The organism is Enterococcus sp. S22(2020), assembly GCF_020295385.1.
In the GTDB taxonomy this organism is placed as follows: domain Bacteria; phylum Bacillota; class Bacilli; order Lactobacillales; family Enterococcaceae; genus Enterococcus_L; species Enterococcus_L dunnyi.
In genome coordinates this window covers 88053-106632 of sequence record NZ_JACFUD010000007.1, presented here as the reverse complement: position 1 = coordinate 106632, position 18580 = coordinate 88053, and the positions used below count along the sequence as shown (strand labels likewise).

The following is an 18580-nucleotide window of genomic DNA, read 5'->3' as shown; positions in this document are numbered from 1 at the left end:
AGAAAGAGAAGTGAATAGATTATGTTTGAAGTAACCGCTATAGATGAACGGATAATGGACAGAGATGTTTATTTAAGAAATGTTGTGACTGAAAAAAAGGAAGAATGTTTTGATAACTCAATAGGTTATAGTGATGATAACAATTTCTTGTTTATGGAAATTGGATCAAAGTACGAGTGTAAAATTTTATTAATCGGTGATCAGAAAAAAGAAGAAAATGATGAAACATATAAATTGTTTTTTGCAGAAGATAGATTAACAAAGATTGGTAATTACAAATTTTTAAAAGTTTATTTAGATAAAGAAGAATATTATATTTTGGCGGATGAACTATTTTTAAGTGATGAAGATGAATATATTTTGTTTGATTTCTTTCGAAAAGATCTATTAGAAGTTGATGGACATATTTCTCCAATGTTTGTTAATTAGCAAAAACATAGTCTCAAGTCTTTTAATAAAAGCATTAATTTGCTCTAAACAAAACGGCACTTTATTATCTGATAACAATCAGATAATAAAGCTTTGAAGATAATACTAAAGCTAACTAATTAAGCGAATAATAGCTATAGCGGTATCAGTTTTTCGTCACTGATACTGCATTTTCGTATATGAAATAAAAACAGTGATGCTTGGCGTGGAAAAGATTTGTTTACAGGGAAGGAATTGTCTACAGGCGATCGAATCTTACGTGGCTTGTCTGGGATAGCAGATTTAGCATTGGCAGGATATGGAACGTATAAAGGACTTAAACCTTTGAAAGGGACGAATAAGGTTGTTGTTTCGGATAGAGTAAGTGGGCCTAAGTGTTTTGTTTCAGGAACACTTATCTTAACAGAACATGGGCATAAACCAATTGAATTTATTCAAATAGATGAAAAAGTTTTGGCAAGACATGAAAATTCCAATGTCCAGTCCTATGAAAAAGTCGTTCAATTATTCGTTAGTGAAACTAACAAACTTGTTAGAATCACAATTGGCAGCGAAATGATTGAAACAACGGAAGAACATCCATTTTATTTGCCAAGCAAAGGTTGGATAAAGGCTAAAGAATTAACCTGTAATGATGATTTGATTGATAGTGTTGGAAATTCGTTGTCAATTACTGATATTCAAATTATAAACTTAAATAAACCTACTAAGGTATATAATTTTGAAGTAGAAAATGCTCATACTTATTTTGTTTCTAATTTGAGTATATTAGTACATAATATATGTGATGATGCGTTGAACAAATGGCATAAGGGAACTTTTGATAGTGTAGAAGATTCTTTAGAGTATCATTTCAAAACTCATGGAGCAGAAGTTGGAGCAACTTCCATTGAACAATATATTGAAAAAGCAGATCAATTTACCAAGAACTAAAATGGTCAATGATCCAACACCAGGAGTTAAGGGGTATTATAAAAATGGGAAATATGTTTTTATTGCTCCGGAGGAACTATTGTATCTTTTGGAAAACAGTAAAAATTGAGAAGGAGTTTATTTTATGTGGAAAGACTTAGAGTTAAAAGATGTGCAAAAAATAGAAAGAGTATCTGCAGAGTTTGTCATTTGGATGCATGCAATATTACCTTACGGAAAGATGAAAATAAGAATTTATGAAGATCAAGAAGGGATTTTTAGTGGAATTACCGATTTACATGTAAAAAGAAAATTTGATGGAGATTTTGAAGCGGCAGTAGGCTTTGGGAAAACTGTTGAAGAAGCTTTATCTGAAACTGTTCGTAATTTTAACAAGATCATAGAACAAGATTATCCAAAGGATCAATACCCTAATGGTTTGTCCGAAGATTGTATTGAATACGCAGAACCATCAGATTTCTAATAACGGAAAAAATGAAAGAGATACCTTGATGTCTGAATAATATTAGCATGGTAAAGATTTGACAGGTGAGTATAGAATTATTGATAGGGATATCAGTGACTAAGAAAAACTAACTATTCGAACAGTTGATTTCTGCATGAAAAAAATATTTTATTTTCTTATTGCCGTTATATTCTAAAAGAGAGTGGATTATGTTACTACTCTCTTTTTTTAGTGTAATAAGAATATTTAGAGAGAAAAAAATAGACTAAAGTTAATCGATTATTTTATGATTCAATGGACTCGTTGATAGAAAAGTTAAGCACAATGAAGAATATCAATAAAGAAGTAAAAAGAGGGCATGATGTAATCATCAACACAACTAATTTAACTTCTGAACATAGGGCTATGTTAATCAATGAGTTAAAAAGCAAAGGTTTAATTGATAAAATTATATTTTATCCATAGTACAAGGAGGACGGACTAGTGAAAATTGATATTGATGAAAAAATAAGGTCCCACGAAAGTTATATTCAAACATTAGGAAAAAAAGGTGAAAAACTTATTTTGGATGAAGTTACTTTTAAAGAGATAGAGTTTAAAGATGTTGATTTATCAGAAAGCTTTCTGACGGCTTGTTCTTTTGAGGGGATGAAATTAGAAGGAGTAGATTTTTATAGAGCCAGTTTATATTCATCTGTTTTTTCCTTTACTCATATTAATCAAGGCTCATATGTGAAAAGTAAAGCTGACTATACTTCGTTTGTTAAGGCAACTATTAGTGAAACAAATTTTGCCAAAGCTGAGCTAACCGAAAGTGATTTTTCTGAGGCTATCATAAAAAATAGTACTTTTATATCAGCGGACTTAAGGGAAGCCGACTTTACGAATTCTTTTTTAGAAAATATAGATTTTGAATTAACAAATATTGAAGAAACAATTTTTAAAGGAGCTACTTTTAAAAATATTATTAATTTAGATTTAGCAATGGTTGAATCAATTAATATTGGGACTGTGGAAGAACCTGTAATCTTAGAAGAAGAACTTGCAATTCAATGGATAATGAACAATGTTGATGAGTAAAAAGTGAAGCTATTTTTTTCTTATTACCGTCGTATTCTAAAAGAGAGTGGAATATTTTACTACTCTCTTTTTTAGTGTAACAAAATTATTTTCAGAGAGAAAAAATAGACTAAGCTCAATCGTTTTATGATTCAATGACTAATACTTTGAAATAGATAGCTGATGGTGGCTTTGGGTTTGACCTCTGGAGCGAAAAATGTCAGTGATGCTTGGCGTAGAAAAGATTTGTTTACCGGAAAGGAATTGTCTACAGGCAATCGAATCTTACGTGGCTTGTCTGGCGTAGCAGATTTAGCATTGGCAGGGTATGGAACGTATAAAGGACTTAAACCTTTGAAAGGGATGAACAAGGTTGTTGTTTCGGAGAAAACTAGTGGGCGTACTAAAACACAAAAAGTTGAGAGTTTCCAAAATAGAATTAATGATGTTAGAAATAAAATGCCTAATAATCCGTTGAAAAAAAGGTAATATGGCAGCTGCTGATGTAAATATAAAAGGATTGCCAGAAGAGTTTGTAGCTCATAGTAAAATTAATTCGAAACTTGATAAAGGTGCCGATGTTGGAAATTTTTCTACATTAAAACTTGAAGGAGAAAGTATAGATGGAACTAAATTTGATAGGTTTCATGATACAGAAGCTAAAATTCTATAGGACATTGCCTCTAAAATTAAAGACTTAAATGCTTCTGGTTCAATTGATTTATATACAGAGCTACCAGCTTGTCAAAGTTGTTCTAATATAATTTTAGAATTCCGTAAGAAATTCCCTAACATTGAATTAAACGTATTTACTAAATAGAAGGAGCGAAAATTTATGGAATTGAAGTATGAAGAAATAAAAGAAGATTCTGCTGATATTTATGAAAGTTTACATATGAATGCTAAATATTCTCTAAAAGATACTTTCTATGCATTTCTAAATGATTATGAATTAAATGAAAATTATGATATAACGGAAGAAACTTCGCTATATGTAGCATTTTGTACATTATTGATTGATAAAGAACAAAATTTTGATTTTTTAAGAAATAAATTAGCTGAACTAATTTCTAATAAAAATTTAGAGAAAGTTACTGATGATTTGAAATCAGATGAACTCGTTCAATTTTGTAGCGATGTTGACATCATAAAAAAAGCAATTAACATTGAAAACTAACTAATTAAAGAATGGCTAGAAAAAATGCAAAGCTATTTGTAAAATGGTTATTTTGAGACTATTTTAGATAACTTATTAGATTGTGATGTAAAACAGGAGGGGGTTGTGAAAGAATACTTTAATCATGAGGGCTGGTATGATGACTCACCGTGGTTGATAAAGGATAACTCTCTCATCATTAATCAATTAAAATGTTTTGATATTAACAAAATCCATCAGACTTCAATGAAAGATGATTTGGAAGAGGTAGTTAAAACAATTATTTCATTTTTGGAAAATAATCGTTTGAGCAAAATCTATATTGAATACGAATAATCAAAAAGTAAAAGGCAATTTGTTATCTGATTGGTGTTAGGGAGTAAAGTCTTGAATTATAATGCTAAAACTAACTAATCAAGTTGCTAAGAGCTACAACGATATCATTTTTTTCATCACTGATACCTTTTCGTACGTGAAATAAAAGCTATTTTCGAATATCACCAGAAAATAACATCTACAGATACATCCTTTAACTATTATCCAAGAAATAAAAAACTAAAGAATCTGGCTGCTATCATGGCAGCTGGTCGTAGGCTTCGACTTAACTGCTGCTATGAAAAAAGTCACCACTAACATAAGTTTTCTTGTTTAGCAAAATGAATTTCTAAAAAAATGTTGACGCTTTCTTTAAAGTGAGATATAATCGAACCAACTTAATACAAGGCGTGTTACTACGTAATAGTAGGCATAACCGAATTGAATCAGCTCTTTTTTGGGTTGATTCGGTTCGGTTTTTTTTGTTAAAAAATGGAGGCGAAAAAAATGGATGAAAAAAATGTAGCAAAAGAAATTTTGGAAAATGTTGGGGGAGCGAACAATGTTTCACATTTAGAACATTGCTCTACAAGATTGAGATTTACGTTAGTTGATGATAGTAAAGTGGACGCAGAAGCGATCAAAAAAATCTCTGGTGTGCTAGGAATTACGCAAACAGCTCAAACACAAGTCATTATTGGTGGTGCAGTGGTGGAAGTTTATCGCGAGGTCGAAAAACTCCTTTCAGGAGTTCAGGTAGATACAGAAAAAGGGTCTAAGAAAAAACAAAAATGGCAAGATGTCATTTTAGACTTCGTTATTAGTATTTTTCAACCCTTGATTCCAGCGATCGCTGGCGGAGGTATTTTAAAATCACTATTGATGCTACTAAATCTAATTGGGGTGTTAGATAAAACAACATCGACTTATCAGATTTTGACATTTGTAGGAGATGCACCCTTATACTTCCTGCCTTTATTGGTAGCGATCACAACAGCGAACAAGCTGAAGGTAAATAGTTTAGTCGCTGTCTCAGCTGTAGGTGGTTTGTTGATCCCCGGATTGACTGCATTGATTACTGAAGGAACGACTTTGGCTGGTTTGCCAATTCAAAACATCAATTATGCGTATCAAGTTTTTCCTGCAATTCTTTGCGTGATCAGTTATTCGTTTTTGGAAAAATTCTTTACCAAGATCAGCCCTAAGGTGATTAGAAGTTTCTTTGTTCCGATGATGTCATTATTGATTGTCGTGCCATTGACATTATTGGTGCTCGGTCCTATTGGATTTACGTTCGGTCAAGGGTTTGCAAGTGTGATCATGACAGTTTTTGCTCGGTTTGGCTGGATCGCAGTAGCTTTGCTGGCAGCTTTCTTACCTTTCATGGTAGTAACAGGGATGCATAAAGCAATGATTCCATATGTTATCACCTCTTTAGGTGAGACAGGAAAAGAACTGATTTATAATGCGGCCTCATTAGCCCATAATATCGCAGAAGCCGGAGCATGTTTTGCGGTAACGATTCGTTCGAAAGATAAAGGTTTGAAAGCAACCGCTGTTTCTGCTGGTATTTCTGCTCTTTTTGGAATCACTGAACCGGCTTTGTATGGTGTGACTATTTTGCATAAAAGAGTATTGTACGGTGTGATGTTTGGTAGTTTGATCGGTGGAGCGACATTAGGCCTTCTAAGTGTGGAAGCATATGTTGCCGTTGGGCCTGGGATTGCCAGTTTATCAATGTTCATTTCTGAAACTCTGCCTAACAATCTGATGTACGCAGTGATTGGTTTAGTCGTATCTTTCGTAGCTTCATTTGCTGCAGTTTTTGTTTTATGGAAGGAACCAGCTACAGCTGGAGCACAAGAAAATGAAACAAATGAAATAGACTTTAATGCGCCGGTTGAAGGGCAAATGATCCCTCTATCAGAAGTGAAGGATGACGTCTTTGCTAGTAAAATGTTAGGAGATGGTGTTGCGATCATACCTACGAAAGGTGAATTATATGCACCAGCTAATGGAACGATCAAAATGATTTATAACACGAAACATGCACTAGGTATGCAGACAGACGAGGGTATTGAGATATTATTTCATATTGGTATAGATACAGTGAACCTGGGAGGAAAGTATTTTGAAAGCTTTGTTTCAGAAGGTCAGAGGGTTACGCAAGGGGATGTGTTGATCAAATTTGATCTTTTAAAAATCAAAGAGGCAGGATTTGATCCAACAACCATTATCGTGATTACAGAGCCTAAGAATGTCAAGTTCAATCTAGTTTCTGAGGAACAAGTGACTAAAGAAGAAAAAATATTCGTTATTGAAGGGAAAGAAGAAAATGCCATTGCGTAAAGATTTTTTATGGGGCGGTGCGATCGCCGCAAATCAAGTGGAAGGTGCTTGGAATGTAGATCAAAAGGGGATGTCTGTAGCAGATGTAGCAACGTTTAAACCTACTATTGACGTAAAAGACTATAAAGCACACAATACTGTAACGAGTGATATGATCCAACAAGCGCGAAAGGATTTAGAAGTTGAGTGGTATCCTAAACGTAGAGGTATCGACTTTTATCATCGGTATAAAGAAGATATTCAGCTTTTTGCAGAGATGGGCTTCAAAGCATTGAGAATCTCTATTGCCTGGACTCGTTTATTCCCTACAGGGGAGGAAACTGAGCCTAATGTTGCTGGAATTGACTTTTATAAGAATGTTTTCAAGGAATTGAAGAAACATGGAATTGAACCGATCGTTACATTATCTCATTACGAAATGCCCTTAGCTTTATCGGAAAAGTACAACGGTTGGGTAGATCGTAAGTTGATCGATTTTTTTGTTCATTATGCGGAAGTTTGTTTTAAAGCGTTTGGTGAATATGTGACCTATTGGTTGACTTTTAACGAGATCGATAGTGTGGGACGACACCCATTTACAACGGCTGGGATCGTTGAAGACAAGTGTATCGGATATTCTTTAGAAGAGGCAGTCTATCAAGCGCTTCATCACCAATATGTTGCAGCAGCTATTGCCACTAAATTATGTCACGAGTTGATTCCTGGAAGCCAAATGGGATGTATGTTGACGAAATTGACGACGTATCCTAATACGTGTAAACCAGAAGATGTCTTGCTTTCTTTAGAGAGTAACTTAAACAATTATGCTCATGCAGATATTCAAATTTTTGGTGAATATCCAACATTGTACAAGAAGCAACTGGAAAACAAAGGAATCATCATTACAAAAGCAGCGGAAGATGATAAACTATTAAGTGAACACACTGCAGATTACTTAGCTTTTAGCTACTATATGTCACGAACTGAATCATCTGATCCATCTTTGGAGCAAACATCAGGAAACACGATCATGGGAGTAAAAAATCCATATCTTCCTTCGACGGAATGGGGATGGCAGATCGATCCAGTCGGGTTGAAAATATCGCTTCTTGAGTTGCAGGATCGTTATAATGTACCGTTGATCATTGTTGAAAATGGAATGGGAGCTAAAGATGAAGTTACTTCTGATGGGAAAATACATGATAGCTACCGTATCAGTTACTTAAGACAACATATCAAAGAGATTCTTGAAGCAGTGGAAGCTGGGGTGGATCTGTTTGGCTATACTAGCTGGGCACCGATCGATTTGATTAGTGTTTCAACCTCTCAAATGAGTAAGCGTTATGGGTATATCTATGTTGATCAGGATGACTTAGGAGAAGGAACGTTGGAAAGGATAAAGAAAGATTCGTTTTTCTGGTATAAAAAAGTAATTGAAAGCAATGGCAGTATCTTAGATTAGGAGAGTGTCGGATGATCATCAAAAAAATACTAAATCCCAATACGATCTTAGCGGTGGACAGTGAACAGCAGGAGTATGTTTTTTTTGGCAAAGGCATCGGCTATAGTCGGAAAATCGGGCAAACGGTCGATGATGAGGATGTAAACCGAGTATTCATACCTGTCGATAACCAGCAAATCCAAGAATATTTACGCTTATTCGATTCAATTCCAGCTGTTTATTTTGATATTACACAACAAATCATCAAGAGAGCAGAAGAACTCCTAGGTACAAAATTAAATACAAGTATTTTCTTCACCTTAAGCGACCACTTAAATTTTTCGATCGAAAGACATAAAAAAGGATTGAATATCCTCAATCGTGTATATTGGGAAATCAAAAACTACTATCCGACAGAATTTTCGATAGGAGAATATGCCCTAAAGCTACTAAAAAAAGAATTAGGTCAAATACTACCGCAAGAGGAAGCGGCGAATATCGCTTTTCATATCATCAATGCACAAACTGTAGATTCTTCAACAAGTAAAGGGATGGAGTACGCAAAGCTGGTCGGTGGAATATCAGATATTGTCAAGTATGAGTTGAAAATTGATTTTGATCGAGAAGATGTTCATTATCAACGTTTCATTACTCATTTGAAATTTTTTGTTGAACGTTATTTTGAAGGGAAAATGATCACAGAGGATGATTCTGGATTATTTGAGCAGATAGCACAGCTATATCCAAAAGCGTTGACAGTTGCTTTCAATGTCAAAGATTATGTAGAAATATTGAACACAGATAAGGTCACGAAAGAAGAGATAGCTTATTTAACTGTTCATATCAATCGATTGATGAGTAATAAAAAGATAGATGAAGTATAAAGAATAGTAGGTATAAAGGAGATTTTCATTGATTAAGACTTCTGAGCCTGCCGTTTATTCGTTCTAAAAGGGATTGGATCGTAACTCTTAGAGTTATGTTCCGATCCTTTTTTTCATTCATTTATTGTAGTTTTAGGATTATTTCCTCTTAACTACTTGATTCTTTTTCAAGATATGCTATTATGTGTTTAGACATATATGTCTAAACATGGGAAATAAGGAGAGAAATTATGGATAAATACACGTTGGTTACAGGTGCATCTTCAGGGATAGGAAAGGCTTTTGCGGAGTATTACGCAAAAGAGAAAAAGAATTTGATTTTGATCGCTAGGTCAGAAGAAAAATTATCTGATTTGAAGCAACAATTAGAAAAACAGTTTAAGGTAAAGGTACATACATTTTCTTTCGATTTATCTGAACAAAAAAGTCCACAGGAGATTTATCATTTGGTTCAAAAACCGGATGTATTTGTTGAGACGTTGATAAATTGTGCAGGATATGGGTTAAGTGGTGCTGTAAACGAGTTGAGTTATGAGAATCAACATAATCAAATAAATTTGAATGTCCTTTCGTTATTTGATCTAACAAAACTCTTTCTAGAGCCTATGTTAAAAAGGAATACAGGAACCATCATCAATGTCGCATCGACTTCCGGGTATCATCCTATACCGAATATGGCAGTATATGCTGCAAGTAAAGCTTTTGTCTTATCGTTCACTGAAGCCTTGGCGATCGAATGCTCTAAAACAAATGTAAAGATTTTTGCCATAAGTCCTGGGGCGACAGACACCAACTTCTTTTCATCTGGCGGCGGCGTGTCATACGGCAACTTACGCACACCGGAGCATGTCGTACAAGTAACGATCGATGCGTTGAACAAAGGGAAGATATCAAAAATCGATGGGTTCAACAATTATTTTACAAGCACCTTTTTACCAAGATTGCTGCCTAGAAAAAAAATGGTAAAAGTAGTGTATAATATAATGCAAAAACAAATGGAGTGATTTTTTTGTACTATATCGAAGAATTGCGGTATCTCATTAAAGCCGTTGATAGAGAAGGTGAGCTAAACTACGCCCGTAGATTAAAAGCGATAAATATCACGCCCAGTCAATACGAAATACTAAAAATATTATCTTTAAAAAATGGCCTATCTATCTCTGAAATTGGTGAATTACTCATTTGTGGATCAGAGAATCCAAGTAGATTGATCGATCGGTTGGTCTTAAAAAATTTAGTAGAAAAAAAGAATAGTAAACAGGATAGCAGGATAGTCAATATTTGCATCACCTCAGAAGGCATGGCAGTCGTAAAGGAAGCAGCAATGATCGAAGAAGAATTTAATGAAGATATAAAGTCTGGCTTTAATAATGAGGTTACTGTAGAACAATTGATAGAGGTGCTAAAAAAACAGGTGGAAGGAACCAAAACGCTTGGTAAAATTGAAAAAAGGAAAAATATAGAACTTTAGAAAGTTTTTTTTGACTGAGATTTCAAATGTAAAAGGCATCAAGTGATGCTTGGCCTAGTAGGGCAAAGTATAAGCTATACAAAGCTAAAAACGGTATCGATGATGGAAGGATCGATACCGTTTTTTGTCAAAATAATGTATAGAATAATAATGGATAATTTAAATGAACTAAATGTTCAGCTGCAAGATTTCTTTAGCGTGCTCTAACTCAAATCTATATAAGTAGCAAGATTCTTGAATTGAAAAATAATCCTTAAGAGCTAGGCTTGCTGGTAGGGAAATCTATTTGAGAGGTGATAACAATTGCTTGAGGTTCTTGCGGTAAATATATCACGTCGACAATTTTGCCAACGTTTAGAGCTTCAGCTCTCTCTGCTAACATAACTTTTGTGATTTCTGCTTCATATTGCTCGCCGTCGTCTTTTGTTACATGTAAAGTTAATGTGAGTTCTGGATTTCCTTTTACAATTTTTCCTGTAGGCATTTTAGATAAAATCACCGCTTGCCCTTGATGCCCATGTTTAGCTGTTTCTATCATTTTTTTTGTTAATAAACCATTATCCATCAAGTAGTTGTTGAGTGCCTGTTGTAAAGAAGCTTGATCTTGAGTGAAATCCAGCGCGATGTTCTCTGGTTTGTTTATATCATATCGAACCGGCAGTAAAGCACCGGGCTGGAAATTTGCCATCATAGTTATTGGAATGACCTTCAAGCATTCAGCTGTGATCATTTGTCCGGAAGATGTCTCAAATGTGAGTGTTATGACGAGCTCCGGCTGACTATTGATAGAAGTGCCGGTTGGGCGTGTTGCGACAAGCTTTCCAAATGTTAAGCTGCCATTTTTTACTAACGAAGAATTTTTTCTTGCGTTAGTAAAAAGTGGAAAAAGTGATCCAAATATCAATAAAATAGAACCAGGTATCATCAAGCTAGGTACTCCGTATGATAGCGTGTGACTAATCGACCTCATTCCTTCGGCACCATTAGCCAGTGTTTTCAACTTAATAACATTGTAGATTATCAATATGATCAATGCTGCAAAGCATAATTCTCCTAGCAAAATAAATATATTTAATCTTCTTTTCTTCTTCATTATATTTACTCCTTAATTCTCCTTTTTGTACGTAAAACTCCTTTTATACCATGTTGACCAACGTTTTTGTAAATGAAACAGAGACCAGATCATAGTCCTTTTTTATCGCTAATAAAATACGGATCATATTGATCTATTTTGTTAATAACTAAATTCTTAATGTAAACGAATTTTTGTTATATAATTTACAGGTTCTTTTGTTGTTATATAGAGGTCTCATTTTTAAGAATACAATCGATTATATCTTGTGGATCATTATATCATAAGCTTTTTTATTAATAAACATCTTTTTTTACATGAAATATTATTAAGGCATAAAAGAGATTTTAATTGATATAACTTCGATATATTTCTTTAATTTTGTTATTTAATTTTATGCTATTCTCGTTTTTAGGATGCCAAAGAGATTTTTTATTTTTTCATTTCATAATAATAAAAAGTCAAATGAATAAAATGTTAGTTTAGAGAAAGGTAAATCAAAAAAGACAATAACACTTGACATTGCTTCTTCTTATGATATGATGATTTTGTAAATAACACTTGACAAAAAAGGAGAGAAGAATATGTCGAAAAAAGTTTATATAATCATAGAGGTCATCAAAATCTTTGTATTAAGCTGGTTTGTCGGATTGGTTTATCATGCATCTGTTGCTAGCGATCATTTTGGTTCTGAACTAAAGGTGATCGGGTATACATTTTTAATTATGTTGGGAACATTAGTTATTAGTTCGATCGTTCTTGATATTGTTATTTCGTTTTTTTCACCAAAAGAGAAACACTTTTTCGGTGAATGGGAGAAAATGATCAATAAAAATATCCTACAGAATTTTGCGTATGCACTATCGATTTTCTTTGTAGCAGTTATGGCTGCCTTTGCGTTAGAGCTGGCTTTTACTCAAATCATCCTGCTGTTTCATATGGGCTTTTTTGTACTGATCGCTACGAACAATATCACAAAAGCATACTATTATGAGGGCTGATCTATGAAAAAAGAGAAAGTAATCATCAAGCTGAAGTATTATCGAACAGAAGTAGAAAAGCTGACACAACAAGAACTGGCAGATCGAGTCGGTGTTTCTAGACAATCGATCAATGCGATAGAAAAAGAAAAATTTTTACCAAGTATTGAATTATCATTGAAGTTGGCTCGTTATTTTGGCGTAGCAGTAGAAGAACTATTTTATTTGGGAACGGAGGAATAATGAAGTGAAAGCTATCTTGTGTACACGATATGATTCCTTTGATGGGCTAAGGATCGAGGAAGTCAAGAAACCATCTATTAAGGAAAATGAACTGCTCATTCGAATAATGGCGAGTACCGTCGCAAGTGGTGATAGTGTTGTTCGAAGAGCATCCAATCCTTTTGTAAAGTTGGTGTTTGGTCTAAGCAAGCCTCGAAATCCTATACTAGGAACGGATTTAGCTGGCATTGTGGAAGCAGTCGGGGGAAAAGTTACGACATTCAAAGTTGGTGATCGAGTAGTTGCATCAACAGGTATGAAATTTGGCGGACACGCTGAATATATCGCTTTGGATCAAACAGTAGCTATTGCTAAAATACCAGAAGAGCAAGCATTTAAGGATGCGGTCACTCTCCCTTTTGGCGGGAATGCTGGACTTCATTATTTAAATAAAATGCAAAAAGGAAATGGAAAAAGGCTGCTGATCTATGGAGCATCTGGCGCAGTGGGCTCGTCTACTGTTCAATTAGCTAAAATTTACGGCTTTCATGTCACAGCGGTATGTAGTGCTAGAAACATGGATTTAGTTCGTTCTTTAGGTGCGGATATAGTAAGAGATTATACGTCTGCAGATTGGAAAGAGGAACTAGGTTGTTTTGATCATATCTTTGATGCGGTTGGTAAAACTGACAAGAAGCAGTGGAAGAATCATTTAAATACTAATGGCACTTTTTATACAATCGCAAAAGGATTTGTGAAAGAAAACGCCCCAAATTTAGACTTGCTGCTATCATTGGCTCAGAAAAAACAATTAAAGCCAGTAATCGACAAGATTTATTCTATGGAGCAAATCGTTGACGCTTATAAGCTTGTAGAATCGGGGCGTAAAAGAGGGAATGTCGTGCTAGATTTTCAATAATGGAAGTAAAATCCATGTCATTTATACCTGTGATATAAATGATACAACAAATTTTCTCTATACTGATAAAAAAGTTTCAGTATAGGAGGAATTGATATGTTGAAGAAAAAAAGCGTTCGAATCGTTTTGCTGATTATTGTACTAGCAATCATTGGTGGAGGAGGATTTCTAGGCTACTATCGGCTGAGTAGAATTCAAGGAACGAAGCAAGAAGAGATCATAAATAAAGAGTTAAAAAATACTACAGCTGCGACAAAGGTCATTGTGTATACTCAAGATCGTGCCTTCAAAAATGACATAGTGAACGAAGTAAAAAAAGAAGTAGAATCCCAAAAGATCTATATGGAAATACAACCGATAGAAGAAATGGACTCAGATTTTAGTCAGTGGGACAAAGTAGTGATTTTTGGGACTGTTCAATCAAGCGAGCCGCCTGGAAATTCCCGCGCTGTGATCGAGGAACATCTTGGCGATAAAAAAATGGGTATATTTTTAACTGCAGATTCAGGTGTGTGGTCTCATCAGCCTGAGGATGTTGATGTATTTGCAAGTGCTTCTAAAAACGAAAATAGTAAAGTGTTTAAAGAGAAGATCCTCGCGTTTATTGACAATAAATAAGCAAATGTTAGACAAATCTGTCCGTCAGTTTTGTCTAACATTTTTTTATTGTGCTAGTATAAACGGGCTTTTCTTTCTAATCAAGAATCCTTCACGATGCAGTTCTTTAAGACAAACTGAAATACGTGACTGAGAAGTCCGACAAAATTTAGCTAGAATCTCTTGTGTGAAAACAGCCGGAATTTCGAGTTGTTCCAAGTCGTTCAATTCTCCAACAAAATCGGCAAGATAGCTCAATAATGTTTGAACTCTGTCTTTTGGCGACAAAGAAAGCAAATCGAAAAAACGATAATGTCTTTGAAAAATATCAGCAAAATTTGTCAGAAGAAGCTCGTAGTAGGCAGGATGTACATTAAGCGTCGCAAGTAAATAGTCTTTTTTGATTTTGATCACCGTTGCTTTTGCGCTGAGAACGCTGATCGCATGCCCCTTCGTTTGATAGCTTGAAAAAGTGTCTAAACCAAAAAAGTCATTGCTAAAAATAAACGAAGAAATAAAACTGTTTGCTTCAGTTATGACTTCTACTGAAAGAATGCCGTCTACCAAAAAGAATAAATGGTCGGATTTGTCAAATTCTGTTACGATCGAATGCCCTTTTTCAAGCGTTCGTTCTGTAATGTTGTGCATCGAATCTGTTGTCTTTAAATAATCGATCAGCTGTTGGTTGTTTTTAAATAATTCCATAGTATGCTCTTTTCTTTTTTCTGACTTTATTATAACTGTTTTTTTAGTGTAGTTGTATACAAAAAAGAGACAGGAACAAAAGGGTTTCTTCTGTTCCTGCCGTTTATTCGTTATAAAGAGTGATGTCTTACGTTCAAAAAATGGGTGTACTTAAGTTTCAGGTGTATCTTGTTTAGTAAATGAAGCTAAGATCTGTCTCACTTCATCGGTTGATTTTGTATTCATCAATTGAACTCGTAAGTCGCTTGCGCCTGGAAAGCCTTTGACATAGATTTTAAAGAAACGGTGCAATCCAACGATCGAGCGTGGTGCTAGCTCGGCGTAGTGATCTTGTAGATCAAGCTGCAGCTGCAATAAGCCCAGCAGTTCTTGCGTGGAATGTTTCTTTGGTTCTTTTTCAAAAGCGTAAGGATTTTTGAAAATTCCGCGGCCGATCATAATACCATCTACACCATATTGTTCAGCAAGTTCCAATCCTTTTTGACGATCGGGGATATCCCCGTTGATCGTGATCAATGTTTGCGGCGCGATACGATCGCGAATTGCCATGATTTGCGGGATGATTTCCCAATGAGCATCGACTTTACTCATTTCTTCCCGTGTCCGTAAATGGATAGAAAGGTTTGCGATATCTTGTTTCAGTAAATGAGTGATCCAATCCTCCATCTCGTCGATTTTTTTATAGCCGATGCGTGTTTTGACACTCACAGGTAAATTGCCGGCTTTAGCTGCTTCGATCAATTCAGCGGCTACTTCCGGGCGCAAAATCAACCCGCTGCCTTTGCCGCGTCCAGCGACATTTGGTACAGGACAGCCCATATTGATGTCGATACCTTTAAAGCCCATCTCAGCTAAACCGATACTCATTTCACGAAAGAATGCTGGATTATCACCCCAAATATGTGCAACCATCGGCTGTTCATCTTCTGTGAAAACTAAGCGTCCTTGCACACTTTCTTTGCCGTCAGGATGACAGTAGCTGTCTGAATTGGTGAATTCAGTAAAAAAGACGTCAGGTGCGCCGGCTTTTTGAACGACATGACGAAAAACGACATCCGTCACATCTTCCATGGGTGCTAAAATAAAAAAAGGTTTCGGTAATTCCGACCAAAAATCTGTTGTCATCTATATTCTCCGCTCTATTGCTTCATTATGATTTAGAAAAACAGTTTTATTATACAAGGAATCAAAGAAAGAAGCAAAAAACAGAAATCATTTTCTGTGTAGATTATTTCTTTAAGCAGCATGATTTTAGTACGAATCAGCTATCTTATAGTAGTCTTTCTTGACAATAAAAGAACATTAATTTATATTTAACATAGACAACCATCTATGTAAGGGAGTGACTGAAAATGAACTATGACAAAACGTCATCTGCACTCAAAGCCATGGCTGATCCGAAACGATTGAAAATCATCGATCTTCTTTCAAATGGTACGATGTGTGCATGTGATGTATTGGAGCATTTTGATTTCACGCAGCCGACGCTCTCCCATCATATGAAAGTATTAGAGAAAGCTGGAATTGTTTCTGTTAGTAAGCAAAGCCAGTGGCATCACTACACATTAAAAGAAGAATTTGTCAAAGAGTTTATGCTTTCTATGACAGAATTACTTTCTACTAACGATCAGCAGTGAAAAATCAGATAAATCAAGAAGTATATGACAGAAGGAGATTTTTACTAAATGAGTTACGCATTAGAGATAAAAGACTTGAAAAAAGTGTATGCAACAGGAGTTGAAGCACTGCGTGGGATTGACCTAGCGGTAGAAGAAGGAGATTTTTATGCGTTATTAGGGCCAAATGGTGCTGGAAAATCAACAACGATCGGTATCATCACTTCCTTAGTGAACAAAACATCAGGAAAAGTGAAAGTGTTTGATTATGATCTTGATACGGATTTAGTTCGTGCAAAGCAGCAAATTGGTTTAGTGCCACAAGAATTTAACTTTAACCCGTTTGAAACAGTACAGCAAATCGTGGTCAATCAAGCGGGCTACTACGGAGTATCGCGTAAAGAAGCGTTGGAACGCAGTGAAAAATACCTAAAGCAGTCTGACTTATGGGAGAAACGGAATGTTCGTGCTCGGATGTTATCTGGCGGGATGAAGCGTCGATTGATGATTGCTCGTGCGCTGATGCATGAGCCGCGTTTATTGATTTTAGATGAGCCAACGGCCGGAGTGGATATTGAACTGCGCCGTGAAATGTGGGATTTTTTAAGAGAGTTGAATGAGAGCGGTACAACGATCATTTTGACTACGCATTATTTGGAAGAAGCTGAAATGCTTTGTCGAAATATTGGTATCATTCAGTCCGGAGAATTGATCGAAAACACAAGTATGAAAGCTCTATTGGCTAAATTACAGTTTGAAACATTTATCTTTGACTTAGCTCCGTCTGATAAGAAACCGGAAATTGTCGGCTATAAGAGTGCTCTTGTGGACGAACAGACGCTTGAGGTGGAAGTAGAACGTGATCAAGGGATCAACGAAGTATTCAAACAATTGAGTGATCAAGGAATCAAAGTTCTTTCAATGCGAAACAAATCGAATCGATTAGAAGAACTATTTTTAAAAATCACCGAAGAAGAACATCATGTGGAGGAAAAAAATGTCTAATCTTTATTTTACAGCTTTAAAAAGCTTAGCAGTGAAAGAAACGAATCGCTATATGCGGATCTGGGTTCAAACATTAGTACCACCTGTCATTACGACATCTTTGTATTTTATTATTTTTGGGAAAATGATCGGTGGACGAATCGGTGATATGGGCGGTTTTTCTTATATGGAATTTATCGTACCTGGATTGATCATGATGTCAGCGATCACAAGCTCTTATTCAAATGTATCTTCATCTTTCTTTTCGCAAAAATTCCAGAAAAATATTGAAGAATTATTAGTAGCGCCAGTACCGACGCATGTGATCATCTGGGGGTTTGTTTTTGGTGGACTAGGTAGAAGTATTCTTGTAGGAACACTGGTTACGATGATTTCGTTATTTTTTGTTCCGCTGCATGTGTATTCATGGTTTATGGTGATCGTGACACTTCTGATGACCGCAACTTTATTTTCTTTGGCAGGTTTATTAAATGGGATTTTCGCACAATCATTTGATGATGTTTCGATCGTGCCGACATTTGTTTTGCAGCCATTGACGTATCTTGGCGGAGTTTTTTACGCAATTTCAATGCTGCCGCCATTTTGGCAAGCAGTGTCAAAAATCAATCCGATCGTTTACATGATTTCAGGCTTCCGTTTCGGTTTCTTGGGAACAGAAGATGTACCAGTTGCCGTATCGTTGGCGATTTTGATTCTCTTTATCGTGGTGCTGTATTCGGTTTGTTGGTACTTGATCGATAAAGGTCGGGGATTGAGAAGTTAAAACGGTTCTTTTAGCTAAAAATGTTAAAGAGGCTGGTACAGAAGTCACTTAGGTGTGAGTAAATGGAGTGGAAAATAAGCAATGCGAAAAGCGTAGGATTCGTTTTCATGAAGTTGCTGAATAAGCTGACTTTTGGGCACCGTTTCTTAAAAAGTAGAGTCCGAGACAAAACTGTTTTTTTAGTTTTTGTTTCGGACTTTTTTTGTCTTCATTTATCAGGAATCAAAAAAAGAAAGTATA

The 18580-nt window shown here is 35.4% G+C and carries 25 protein-coding genes and 1 pseudogene; 23 read left to right on the top strand and 3 right to left on the bottom strand.

The features are described from left to right. The first annotated feature begins 21 nt into the window (after window positions 1–21). From H3T55_RS14530 to H3T55_RS14460, 16 genes and pseudogenes are all read left to right on the top strand, one after another. Window positions 22–429, top strand: a complete 408-nt coding sequence (locus tag H3T55_RS14530; protein WP_225535197.1) for a hypothetical protein — start codon at window positions 22–24, stop codon at window positions 427–429. A 210-nt stretch (window positions 430–639) separates the two neighbouring features. After that, window positions 640–723, top strand: a pseudogene (locus H3T55_RS16675) (pre-toxin TG domain-containing protein); the annotation flags it as partial. Further along, window positions 718–1362 (top strand): polymorphic toxin-type HINT domain-containing protein, encoded by a 645-nt coding sequence (locus H3T55_RS14525; RefSeq protein WP_318654258.1) that lies wholly within the window; start codon window positions 718–720, stop codon window positions 1360–1362. The pseudogene H3T55_RS16675 and the gene H3T55_RS14525, both read left to right, overlap by 6 nt. Then, on the top strand, window positions 1319–1471 hold the full coding sequence (locus tag H3T55_RS14520; RefSeq protein WP_225535205.1) for a hypothetical protein: 153 nt from the start codon (window positions 1319–1321) through the stop codon (window positions 1469–1471). Before H3T55_RS14525 ends, H3T55_RS14520 begins: the two co-directional genes overlap by 44 nt. A 15-nt stretch (window positions 1472–1486) precedes the next feature. Beyond that, the gene (locus tag H3T55_RS14515) at window positions 1487–1825 is read left to right on the top strand and encodes a hypothetical protein (RefSeq protein ID WP_225535207.1); all 339 of its coding nucleotides are present in this window, start codon (window positions 1487–1489) and stop codon (window positions 1823–1825) included. Window positions 1826–2290: 465 nt separating this feature from the next. Next, complete coding sequence (locus tag H3T55_RS14510; protein WP_087640488.1) at window positions 2291–2887, top strand: pentapeptide repeat-containing protein; 597 nt, start codon at window positions 2291–2293, stop codon at window positions 2885–2887. Window positions 2888–3049: 162 nt separating this feature from the next. Next, window positions 3050–3355 (top strand): pre-toxin TG domain-containing protein, encoded by a 306-nt coding sequence (locus H3T55_RS14505; RefSeq protein ID WP_225535209.1) that lies wholly within the window; start codon window positions 3050–3052, stop codon window positions 3353–3355. 1 nt (window position 3356) lies between these two features. Further along, on the top strand, window positions 3357–3539 hold the full coding sequence (locus H3T55_RS14500) for a hypothetical protein (protein WP_225535211.1): 183 nt from the start codon (window positions 3357–3359) through the stop codon (window positions 3537–3539). Window positions 3540–3542: 3 nt separating this feature from the next. Then, on the top strand, window positions 3543–3686 hold the full coding sequence (locus H3T55_RS16780) for a deaminase domain-containing protein (RefSeq protein ID WP_225550221.1): 144 nt from the start codon (window positions 3543–3545) through the stop codon (window positions 3684–3686). A gap of 15 nt (window positions 3687–3701) precedes the next feature. After that, the gene (locus tag H3T55_RS14490; protein WP_225535213.1) at window positions 3702–4043 is read left to right on the top strand and encodes a hypothetical protein; all 342 of its coding nucleotides are present in this window, start codon (window positions 3702–3704) and stop codon (window positions 4041–4043) included. A 105-nt stretch (window positions 4044–4148) separates the two neighbouring features. Beyond that, window positions 4149–4358, top strand: coding sequence for a hypothetical protein (locus H3T55_RS14485; RefSeq protein WP_225535215.1), 210 nt, complete (start codon window positions 4149–4151; stop codon window positions 4356–4358). Between the two features lie 486 nt (window positions 4359–4844). Continuing rightward, window positions 4845–6686, top strand: coding sequence for a beta-glucoside-specific PTS transporter subunit IIABC (locus H3T55_RS14480; protein WP_225535216.1), 1842 nt, complete (start codon window positions 4845–4847; stop codon window positions 6684–6686). After that, window positions 6673–8127 carry a glycoside hydrolase family 1 protein gene (locus H3T55_RS14475; RefSeq protein ID WP_225535218.1) on the top strand — a complete coding sequence of 485 codons (1455 nt, stop codon included), beginning with the start codon at window positions 6673–6675 and terminating at the stop codon, window positions 8125–8127. Before H3T55_RS14480 ends, H3T55_RS14475 begins: the two co-directional genes overlap by 14 nt. A gap of 11 nt (window positions 8128–8138) precedes the next feature. Continuing rightward, the gene (locus H3T55_RS14470) at window positions 8139–8990 is read left to right on the top strand and encodes a PRD domain-containing protein (RefSeq protein ID WP_087640498.1); all 852 of its coding nucleotides are present in this window, start codon (window positions 8139–8141) and stop codon (window positions 8988–8990) included. A 230-nt stretch (window positions 8991–9220) separates the two neighbouring features. Beyond that, complete coding sequence (locus H3T55_RS14465; RefSeq protein ID WP_225535220.1) at window positions 9221–9994, top strand: SDR family NAD(P)-dependent oxidoreductase; 774 nt, start codon at window positions 9221–9223, stop codon at window positions 9992–9994. Window positions 9995–9999: 5 nt separating this feature from the next. Then, complete coding sequence (locus H3T55_RS14460) at window positions 10000–10461, top strand: MarR family winged helix-turn-helix transcriptional regulator (protein ID WP_225535222.1); 462 nt, start codon at window positions 10000–10002, stop codon at window positions 10459–10461. 253 nt (window positions 10462–10714) lie between these two features. Here H3T55_RS14460 and H3T55_RS14455 read toward each other — a convergent pair whose 3' ends face one another. Further along, complete coding sequence (locus H3T55_RS14455; protein WP_225535229.1) at window positions 10715–11554, bottom strand: hypothetical protein; 840 nt, start codon at window positions 11552–11554, stop codon at window positions 10715–10717. A gap of 563 nt (window positions 11555–12117) precedes the next feature. On the opposite strand from H3T55_RS14455, the gene H3T55_RS14450 reads away from it, so the two are divergent. From H3T55_RS14450 to H3T55_RS14435, 4 genes are all read left to right on the top strand, one after another. Next, complete coding sequence (locus H3T55_RS14450) at window positions 12118–12534, top strand: hypothetical protein (protein WP_225535231.1); 417 nt, start codon at window positions 12118–12120, stop codon at window positions 12532–12534. Window positions 12535–12537: 3 nt separating this feature from the next. Then, a complete protein-coding gene (locus H3T55_RS14445; RefSeq protein WP_087640508.1) occupies window positions 12538–12756 on the top strand; it encodes a helix-turn-helix transcriptional regulator in 219 nt (72 codons plus the stop codon). A 4-nt stretch (window positions 12757–12760) separates the two neighbouring features. Further along, complete coding sequence (locus H3T55_RS14440) at window positions 12761–13654, top strand: NAD(P)-dependent alcohol dehydrogenase (protein WP_225535232.1); 894 nt, start codon at window positions 12761–12763, stop codon at window positions 13652–13654. 96 nt (window positions 13655–13750) lie between these two features. Further along, complete coding sequence (locus tag H3T55_RS14435; RefSeq protein WP_225535234.1) at window positions 13751–14272, top strand: hypothetical protein; 522 nt, start codon at window positions 13751–13753, stop codon at window positions 14270–14272. Window positions 14273–14317: 45 nt separating this feature from the next. On the opposite strand, the gene H3T55_RS14430 is transcribed toward H3T55_RS14435, so the two are convergent. Together H3T55_RS14430 and H3T55_RS14425 are read right to left on the bottom strand one after the other, a co-directional pair. Beyond that, window positions 14318–14956, bottom strand: coding sequence for a Crp/Fnr family transcriptional regulator (locus H3T55_RS14430; protein ID WP_225535237.1), 639 nt, complete (start codon window positions 14954–14956; stop codon window positions 14318–14320). A gap of 150 nt (window positions 14957–15106) precedes the next feature. Continuing rightward, on the bottom strand, window positions 15107–16081 hold the full coding sequence (locus H3T55_RS14425) for a tRNA dihydrouridine synthase (RefSeq protein ID WP_225535238.1): 975 nt from the start codon (window positions 16079–16081) through the stop codon (window positions 15107–15109). Window positions 16082–16308: 227 nt separating this feature from the next. Here H3T55_RS14425 and H3T55_RS14420 point away from each other — a divergent pair, with 227 nt between their 5' ends. The 3 genes from H3T55_RS14420 to H3T55_RS14410 are packed head-to-tail and all read left to right on the top strand — an operon-like array spanning window position 16309 to window position 18340. After that, entirely contained in the window at window positions 16309–16593 is a 285-nt protein-coding gene (locus H3T55_RS14420) for an ArsR/SmtB family transcription factor (RefSeq protein WP_225535240.1), read from the top strand. Window positions 16594–16641: 48 nt separating this feature from the next. Further along, window positions 16642–17577 (top strand): ABC transporter ATP-binding protein, encoded by a 936-nt coding sequence (locus H3T55_RS14415; protein ID WP_225535241.1) that lies wholly within the window; start codon window positions 16642–16644, stop codon window positions 17575–17577. Then, complete coding sequence (locus H3T55_RS14410; protein ID WP_087640515.1) at window positions 17570–18340, top strand: ABC transporter permease; 771 nt, start codon at window positions 17570–17572, stop codon at window positions 18338–18340. The genes H3T55_RS14415 and H3T55_RS14410 overlap by 8 nt, the downstream gene beginning before the upstream one ends. Window positions 18341–18580: the final 240 nt, after the last annotated feature.

What these genes read in the sequence shown, in the direction of transcription:
- H3T55_RS14530 (WP_225535197.1), top strand. Translation starts at nt 22, where the DNA reads ATGTTTGAAGTAACCGCTATAGATGAACGGATAATGGACAGAGATGTT.
- H3T55_RS14415 (WP_225535241.1), top strand. Translation starts at nt 16,642, where the DNA reads ATGAGTTACGCATTAGAGATAAAAGACTTGAAAAAAGTGTATGCAACA.
- H3T55_RS14470 (WP_087640498.1), top strand. Translation starts at nt 8,139, where the DNA reads ATGATCATCAAAAAAATACTAAATCCCAATACGATCTTAGCGGTGGAC.
- H3T55_RS14465 (WP_225535220.1), top strand. Translation starts at nt 9,221, where the DNA reads ATGGATAAATACACGTTGGTTACAGGTGCATCTTCAGGGATAGGAAAG.
- H3T55_RS14490 (WP_225535213.1), top strand. Translation starts at nt 3,702, where the DNA reads ATGGAATTGAAGTATGAAGAAATAAAAGAAGATTCTGCTGATATTTAT.
- H3T55_RS14475 (WP_225535218.1), top strand. Translation starts at nt 6,673, where the DNA reads ATGCCATTGCGTAAAGATTTTTTATGGGGCGGTGCGATCGCCGCAAAT.
- H3T55_RS14505 (WP_225535209.1), top strand. Translation starts at nt 3,050, where the DNA reads ATGGTGGCTTTGGGTTTGACCTCTGGAGCGAAAAATGTCAGTGATGCT.
- H3T55_RS14480 (WP_225535216.1), top strand. Translation starts at nt 4,845, where the DNA reads ATGGATGAAAAAAATGTAGCAAAAGAAATTTTGGAAAATGTTGGGGGA.
- H3T55_RS14435 (WP_225535234.1), top strand. Translation starts at nt 13,751, where the DNA reads ATGTTGAAGAAAAAAAGCGTTCGAATCGTTTTGCTGATTATTGTACTA.
- H3T55_RS14450 (WP_225535231.1), top strand. Translation starts at nt 12,118, where the DNA reads ATGTCGAAAAAAGTTTATATAATCATAGAGGTCATCAAAATCTTTGTA.
- H3T55_RS14445 (WP_087640508.1), top strand. Translation starts at nt 12,538, where the DNA reads ATGAAAAAAGAGAAAGTAATCATCAAGCTGAAGTATTATCGAACAGAA.
- H3T55_RS14455 (WP_225535229.1), bottom strand. Translation starts at nt 11,554, where the DNA reads ATGAAGAAGAAAAGAAGATTAAATATATTTATTTTGCTAGGAGAATTA.
- H3T55_RS14425 (WP_225535238.1), bottom strand. Translation starts at nt 16,081, where the DNA reads ATGACAACAGATTTTTGGTCGGAATTACCGAAACCTTTTTTTATTTTA.
- H3T55_RS14500 (WP_225535211.1), top strand. Translation starts at nt 3,357, where the DNA reads ATGGCAGCTGCTGATGTAAATATAAAAGGATTGCCAGAAGAGTTTGTA.
- H3T55_RS14515 (WP_225535207.1), top strand. Translation starts at nt 1,487, where the DNA reads ATGTGGAAAGACTTAGAGTTAAAAGATGTGCAAAAAATAGAAAGAGTA.
- H3T55_RS14430 (WP_225535237.1), bottom strand. Translation starts at nt 14,956, where the DNA reads ATGGAATTATTTAAAAACAACCAACAGCTGATCGATTATTTAAAGACA.
- H3T55_RS14420 (WP_225535240.1), top strand. Translation starts at nt 16,309, where the DNA reads ATGAACTATGACAAAACGTCATCTGCACTCAAAGCCATGGCTGATCCG.
- H3T55_RS14410 (WP_087640515.1), top strand. Translation starts at nt 17,570, where the DNA reads ATGTCTAATCTTTATTTTACAGCTTTAAAAAGCTTAGCAGTGAAAGAA.